Source organism: Klebsiella sp. HMSC09D12, assembly GCF_001808475.1.
GTDB lineage: Bacteria > Pseudomonadota > Gammaproteobacteria > Enterobacterales > Enterobacteriaceae > Klebsiella > Klebsiella oxytoca.
On the sequence record NZ_KV793452.1, the window covers coordinates 1 to 525 of the forward strand.

Below are 525 nucleotides of genomic sequence, written 5' to 3' on the forward strand. Positions count from 1 at the left end.
CGGGGAATGTCAGCGAGCGCTCTCCGGCGTTTGAGCTGACGGTGGACACAATCGTGAATCCGGTCAGCGATCTGCAGGTGACTGATAATGCAGGAGAAGACACGGGTACACTGAACAGCGGCAACGTAACGGATGATGACACGCCGACCCTGAGCGGTACCGCCGAGGCGGGCGCCACAGTCACGATCTATGACGGCGACACGGTACTGGGTACGGTAGTTGCCGGGGAGGACGGACGCTGGAGCTTCACACCTGATGCGCTGGACGAAGGCAGCCACAGCCTGAGCACCACGGTGACCGATCTGGCCGGGAACGTCAGCGAACGCTCCCCGACTTTTGAGTTAACTGTCGATCTCAGCGACGACACCGACAGCGACTCGGATAGTGACAGTGATTCGGACTCTGACAGTGACTCGGATAGCGACAGTGACTCCGACTCTGACAGCGATTCGGACTCCGACAGCGACTCGGATAGCGACAGCGATTCCGATTCTGACAGCGATTCCGATTCTGACAGCGACTCGG

General features: G+C 59.6%; 1 protein-coding gene. It reads left to right on the top strand.

The window, feature by feature from the left end; all coding sequences use genetic code 11:
• Positions 1-525: Ig-like domain-containing protein (locus tag HMPREF3178_RS08830; RefSeq protein ID WP_175438955.1), on the top strand; the 525-nt coding region annotated here is incomplete at both ends.